Origin of the sequence: Roseateles sp. (assembly GCF_052436255.1) — a bacterium.
Classification (GTDB): domain Bacteria; phylum Pseudomonadota; class Gammaproteobacteria; order Burkholderiales; family Burkholderiaceae_C; genus Pelomonas.
Window position 1 is genome coordinate 1 of sequence record NZ_JBQVNP010000246.1, and the last position, 4,522, is coordinate 4,522.

Below are 4,522 nucleotides of genomic sequence, written 5' to 3' on the forward strand. Positions count from 1 at the left end.
GCTGGAAATTGGCCAGCGCGTCTGGGTTGAGCAGGGCGACGAGCAGGGCGGGGCGCTCTTCACCTCGGCTGCCGGGCAGCGTCAGTCCGCGCAGCACGGGGATGAAGCCGACGCCGGGCGGCACGACGGCAGCCGGGCCGACCAGCCCGGCCAGGCTGCGCGCCGGGACAAAGCCGCCCACGCTGTTGCGCCCGGCAGCCGGCCAGGTGCCCAGGGCGGTGGGGGCGATCTGCACGCCGCGGTCGGCGGGGTCGGCAGCGGCCAGCACGCGGCCTTCCTCATCGACCAGGGCCACGCCGCGCAGGAAGCCCAGGCTGGTCTGCGTCTGGCCCAGCAGGGCCTGCAGCACCTCGGGCGGCGCGCCGCGTTCAGCCACGTCGGCCAGGCCGGCCAGCGCGATCTGCACCGCGTCGAGGCTGCGGCTGGCGTGGTCTTCCAGCACGCGGGCCAGCAGGGCCTGGCGGGCATGGGTATCGGCCGTCAGCTTGAGCTTCTCGCGCCACATGCCGTAGCCGGCGCCGGCCAACAACGTGGCGGCCAGCAGCACGCCGGCGCCGGCCGTGATGATGCTGGGACGCCAGCGGCTGCGGTGCGGCATGTCAGGGCCGCCCCCCAGGCCGATTGACCCCGGCGCGGAGGGCGGGCCACGCTGGGCGGCCGTAGTGCCTGGAAGCGGGCCGAGCGCCGGGCCGCTCCCAAGCCGGCCCGCCTGGCGATGTGCGAGCGGGGGCTTCCCCGCGAGCATCGCCGTCCCCCAGGGGGACCGACCGGGATCGCCCGCGTCCAGCGCGGCGGGACTGGGCGAGGGGCTTCATTTGCTGCGCACGATGGCGCTCAGGCCGTGGCGTTTGGCGGCGGCCTGCAGGCGGCCGTCCTTCTGGATGCGGGCGACGAAGGCATCCACGGTGTCCAGCCAGGCGGCGTCCCCGGGCTTGACCGCATAGGCGTAGGGCAGCACCGAGAACGGCGCGGTCGGTGCGACCAGGCGGGCCCAGTCGGCGTTGTCCAGCAGGCGGCGGCTGTAGGGGTAGTCGGTCATGAAGGCATCGACGCGGCCGGCTTCAAGCTCGCGCTCGCGCGTGTCCGGGGGGCGCACGATGACGAGGTTAGCGTGCTTGAGCGCGGCCGCCATCACCGGCTCCATGAAAGTGCCGGCCTGCACGGCGATGCGCACGCCGGGGCGGTCCAGGTCCTGCCAGCGCTGCACCACGCGGCTGCTGCGTGTCGTGACGGCGTAGATGTCGCTTTCAAGGTAGGGCCGGCTGAAGCGCAGCGCCTGGGCGCGCTGCGGCGTCATGCCGACAGCAAACATGGCCACATCGCAACGCTCGCCCAGCAGGTCGTCGACGAGGGTGGCGAAGGAGGAGTCGACATAGACGGGCCTGGCCTTGAGGTCGGCGGCGAAGGCGGCCGACAGGTCGATGTCGATGCCCGAGAGCCGGCCGGTGCGCGGGTCGCGCAGCGAGACGCCGTAGTAGTCGGGCCAGATGCACACGCGCAGCTCGCCGCTGTCGCGGACGCGCTGGCCGATGGCGGGGGGGGCCGCGGCGGCACTTGCCAAGCCCAGGCTGGCGAGCAGCGCGGCCGCCAGCCGCCTCACGCCCAGGCCCCTGGCCGCGTTGCATTGACGCGGTCGCGCAGCGCGATCAGTTCGGGCGCGTGGGCGATGAAGGTGGCCACGATGGCCGGATCGAAGGCGCCACCGGCCTGCTCGGCCAGCATCGCCAAGGCGCGGTCGTCGGCGCGGGCGGGGCGGTAGCGGCCGGGCAGGGTCAGCGCGTCGAAGTGGTCCACGACGGCAACGATACGCCCGGACAGCGGAATCGCCTCGCCGCGCAGGCCCTGGGGGTAGCCGTTGCCGTCCCAGCGCTCACGGTGGTGCAGCGCGATCTCGGCGGCCAGCGCAAACAGCGGCAGGCTGGAGCCGCTGAGCAGGGCGGCGCCGCGCAGCGGCCGGTTGTGCAGATGGCTGGGCCCGTCGCCGGCCGCGGCCGCGCTGACGTCGAGCTCACCGATATCGTGCAGCGGCGCGGCCAGGCGCAGCAGCCGGGCGCGGTCGGCCGCCATCCCGAGCCGCAGGGCCAGGCCCTCGGCCAGATGGCCCAGGCGCACGCGGTGCGCGCTCAGTTCCTCGGCGTGGCGGTCGGCAGCCAGCCCCGGCGGCGTCCACGGCGTCTGGTCGAGGGCGGCGGTGGATGGCATGTCGGGCTCCGTTGGATGTTGAATTGTCCGATGAAAGCGTTTTTATCAAATACACGATTTCGGCGCATTCGGATTAATTCGGCAAAATGCCCCGCGTGAACGCCATGCCCGACACCTGTTCGACCACCGAAGCCGCCCAGCGGCTGGGCATGGCCGTGCGTTCGGTGCAACTGATGGTGGACCGCGGCGAGCTGCAGGCCTGGAAGACGCCGGGTGGCCACCGCCGCATCCTGCGCAGTTCACTGGAGGCCTGCATGGCCGCGCGCGTGGGCACGGCCTCCGCTGCGCCGCCTGCGGTGGACGATGGCGCGGCGGCCGGCCGGCCGCTGACCATCCTGCTGATCGAGGACTCGGTGCATTTCCAGAACCTGGTCAGCCTCGTTGTCAAGCGCGAGCTGCCGGCGGCCGAGCTGCATGTCGCGTCCGACGGCATTGCCGGCCTGGCGCTGGCGGGCCGCCTGGAGCCCGATGTGCTGCTCATCGACATCCTGCTGCCCGGCATCGACGGCGCCGCGCTGATCAGCAGCCTGCGCTCGCACCCTCAGTTCGCGCGCAGCCGCCTCATCGTCGTCACCGCGCTGGACGAATCGCAGCGCCAGCCCTACGCCTTCGCGCTCGACGGCGTGCCCCTGGTGCACAAGACCGACCTGGTCACCCGGCTGCCGCCGTTGCTTGCCGCCGCCGCTGCTGCCCGGGCGGCGTGGCCGGCCTGACGGCACCCGTCATGAGAGCGCGTCTGCTGTTGATCGAGGATGACGCCTCGATTGCCCGCTTTGTCGAGCTGGCGCTGGAGGAACTGCCCCGCCATGACCGCTCGGCACCCGCCGTGGAGCTGACCGTGGTGCGGCTGCTGAGCGACGCGCGCAAGGCGCTGGCCGGCGGGGGCTGGCAGCTCGTCATCAGCGACCTGATGCTGCCCGACGGCTCGGCCGAGGCGCTGCTGGCCGAAGGCCTGGCCCTGGCGGCTGGTGCGCCGCCCTGGGTCGTCTTCAGTGCCGGCGTGCACGACGACCGCCGTGCGGCGCTGGCCGCACGCGGCGTCACCCGCACGCTGCGCAAGCCCGTGCCGCTGGCGGAACTGCTGGACACCGTGGCGGCGCTGTTGACCGCAGCCCGGGCCATGCCGCGGCCCTTCGCCACCGACGCCCGTACCGACCCGGTGCACCAGCATTTCGGCGGTGACCGCGGTCTCTACGACAGCTTTCGCGCAGGCTGCCTGGAGCGTTTCTCCGATGACATCGCCCAGGGGCATGCCGCCGCGCAGGCGCTCGATGCAGCCGCGCTGCGCCGCATAGCGCATGGGCTGAAGGCGGTGCTGGAACTGCTCGGTGAACCGGCGCTGGCGGCCCAGGCCCAGGCGCTCGAAGAGGCCACCGCTGATCTGGCGCCGGGCCGGCCCCTGCCCGAGGGCTGGGCGCGCTTGGCCCGCAGCCTGGCCGACCTGCGCGCGGGTCGGCGCCTGGCCTAGTGCCTGGCAGTTGCCGCGCACTTTTTTGGCAAATTTTGTCGGGCACCCTGGGTTTGAGGGCGGGCGAATTGATCAAATGTATCAATTGATTTGATAATTGCGGCAGCAAACTTTGCAGGCTGCCATGACTCTCCTCCCCACCCTCGCCCCGTCGAGCGAACAAGATCCAAGTGGTCTGGCATCGACCGGCAAGCCGAGCGGCCCGAGTCGTGTGCTTTATGTCGAGGACGATGCCGTCAATGTGATGCTGATGCAGGGCATCCTGGAGCTGCATCAAGGCAGCGAGCTGCTGGTGGCGCGCACCGGTGCCGAGGCGCGGCGCCTGGTGGCCGCGGGGGCCATCGACCTGGTGCTGTGCGACCTGCGCCTGCCCGATATCGGCGGCGACGCGCTGCTGCCCGAGCTGCGCGCCGCCGGCCTGTCAGGGGCGGTGCCGGCCGTGCTCGTCACGGCCGAGTCTGAGTTCGTCGCGGCGCAGCTGGCGCGTCGCTACGGCTACGACGGCCACTGGACCAAGCCGCTGGATGTGGCGGCGACGCTGCGCAGTTTGACGCAGTGGCTGGGCGGTCGCTGAAGCCGGCCGGCTGAGCGCAGCACCCCTTCCTTCCTACAAATCTTTGCGCGCCGGCCACACGGCCGAGCGCGAGTCGGGCGATTCTTCGGTGCGAGACCCTGGAGATCGCCGATGAGAAACCGCCGCTTTGTGCTGGGCCGTGGCGCCGCCATAGCCAGCGCCCTGGTGCTGGCCGGCCGCGTGCCGGCCGCGCCGCTGACGACGACCGCGGCGGGCACCGCACCGCTGAGCGCTGATGAGCGCGCAATACATGCGCTGAACCGCCTGGGCTACGGCCC

6 protein-coding genes are annotated in these 4,522 nt (G+C 72.3%); 3 read left to right on the forward strand and 3 right to left on the reverse strand.

Annotated elements, in window-relative coordinates:
• The 3 genes from ACT6S0_RS26740 to ACT6S0_RS26750 all read right to left on the reverse strand — a co-directional run.
• A partial coding sequence (locus tag ACT6S0_RS26740) for a PDC sensor domain-containing protein (protein ID WP_444766763.1) occupies nucleotides 1–598 on the reverse strand: 598 nt, incomplete at its 3' end.
• A 213-nt stretch (nucleotides 599–811) separates the two neighbouring features.
• The gene (locus ACT6S0_RS26745) at nucleotides 812–1,600 is read right to left on the reverse strand and encodes an ABC transporter substrate-binding protein (protein ID WP_444766764.1); all 789 of its coding nucleotides are present in this window, start codon (nucleotides 1,598–1,600) and stop codon (nucleotides 812–814) included.
• A complete protein-coding gene (locus ACT6S0_RS26750; RefSeq protein ID WP_444766765.1) occupies nucleotides 1,597–2,202 on the reverse strand; it encodes an HD-GYP domain-containing protein in 606 nt (201 codons plus the stop codon). The genes ACT6S0_RS26745 and ACT6S0_RS26750 overlap by 4 nt, the downstream gene beginning before the upstream one ends.
• Nucleotides 2,203–2,288: 86 nt before the next feature.
• Here ACT6S0_RS26750 and ACT6S0_RS26755 point away from each other — a divergent pair, with 86 nt between their 5' ends.
• The 3 genes from ACT6S0_RS26755 (at nucleotide 2,289) to ACT6S0_RS26765 (ending at nucleotide 4,244) form a co-directional block, all read left to right on the forward strand.
• Nucleotides 2,289–2,915: a response regulator gene (locus ACT6S0_RS26755; RefSeq protein ID WP_444766766.1), complete on the forward strand. Its 627-nt coding sequence runs from the start codon at nucleotides 2,289–2,291 to the stop codon at nucleotides 2,913–2,915.
• An 11-nt stretch (nucleotides 2,916–2,926) separates the two neighbouring features.
• Nucleotides 2,927–3,670 (forward strand): response regulator, encoded by a 744-nt coding sequence (locus ACT6S0_RS26760; RefSeq protein WP_444766767.1) that lies wholly within the window; start codon nucleotides 2,927–2,929, stop codon nucleotides 3,668–3,670.
• 124 nt (nucleotides 3,671–3,794) lie between these two features.
• Nucleotides 3,795–4,244, forward strand: coding sequence for a response regulator (locus tag ACT6S0_RS26765; protein WP_444766768.1), 450 nt, complete (start codon nucleotides 3,795–3,797; stop codon nucleotides 4,242–4,244).
• The last annotated feature ends 278 nt before the right edge of the window (nucleotides 4,245–4,522 follow it).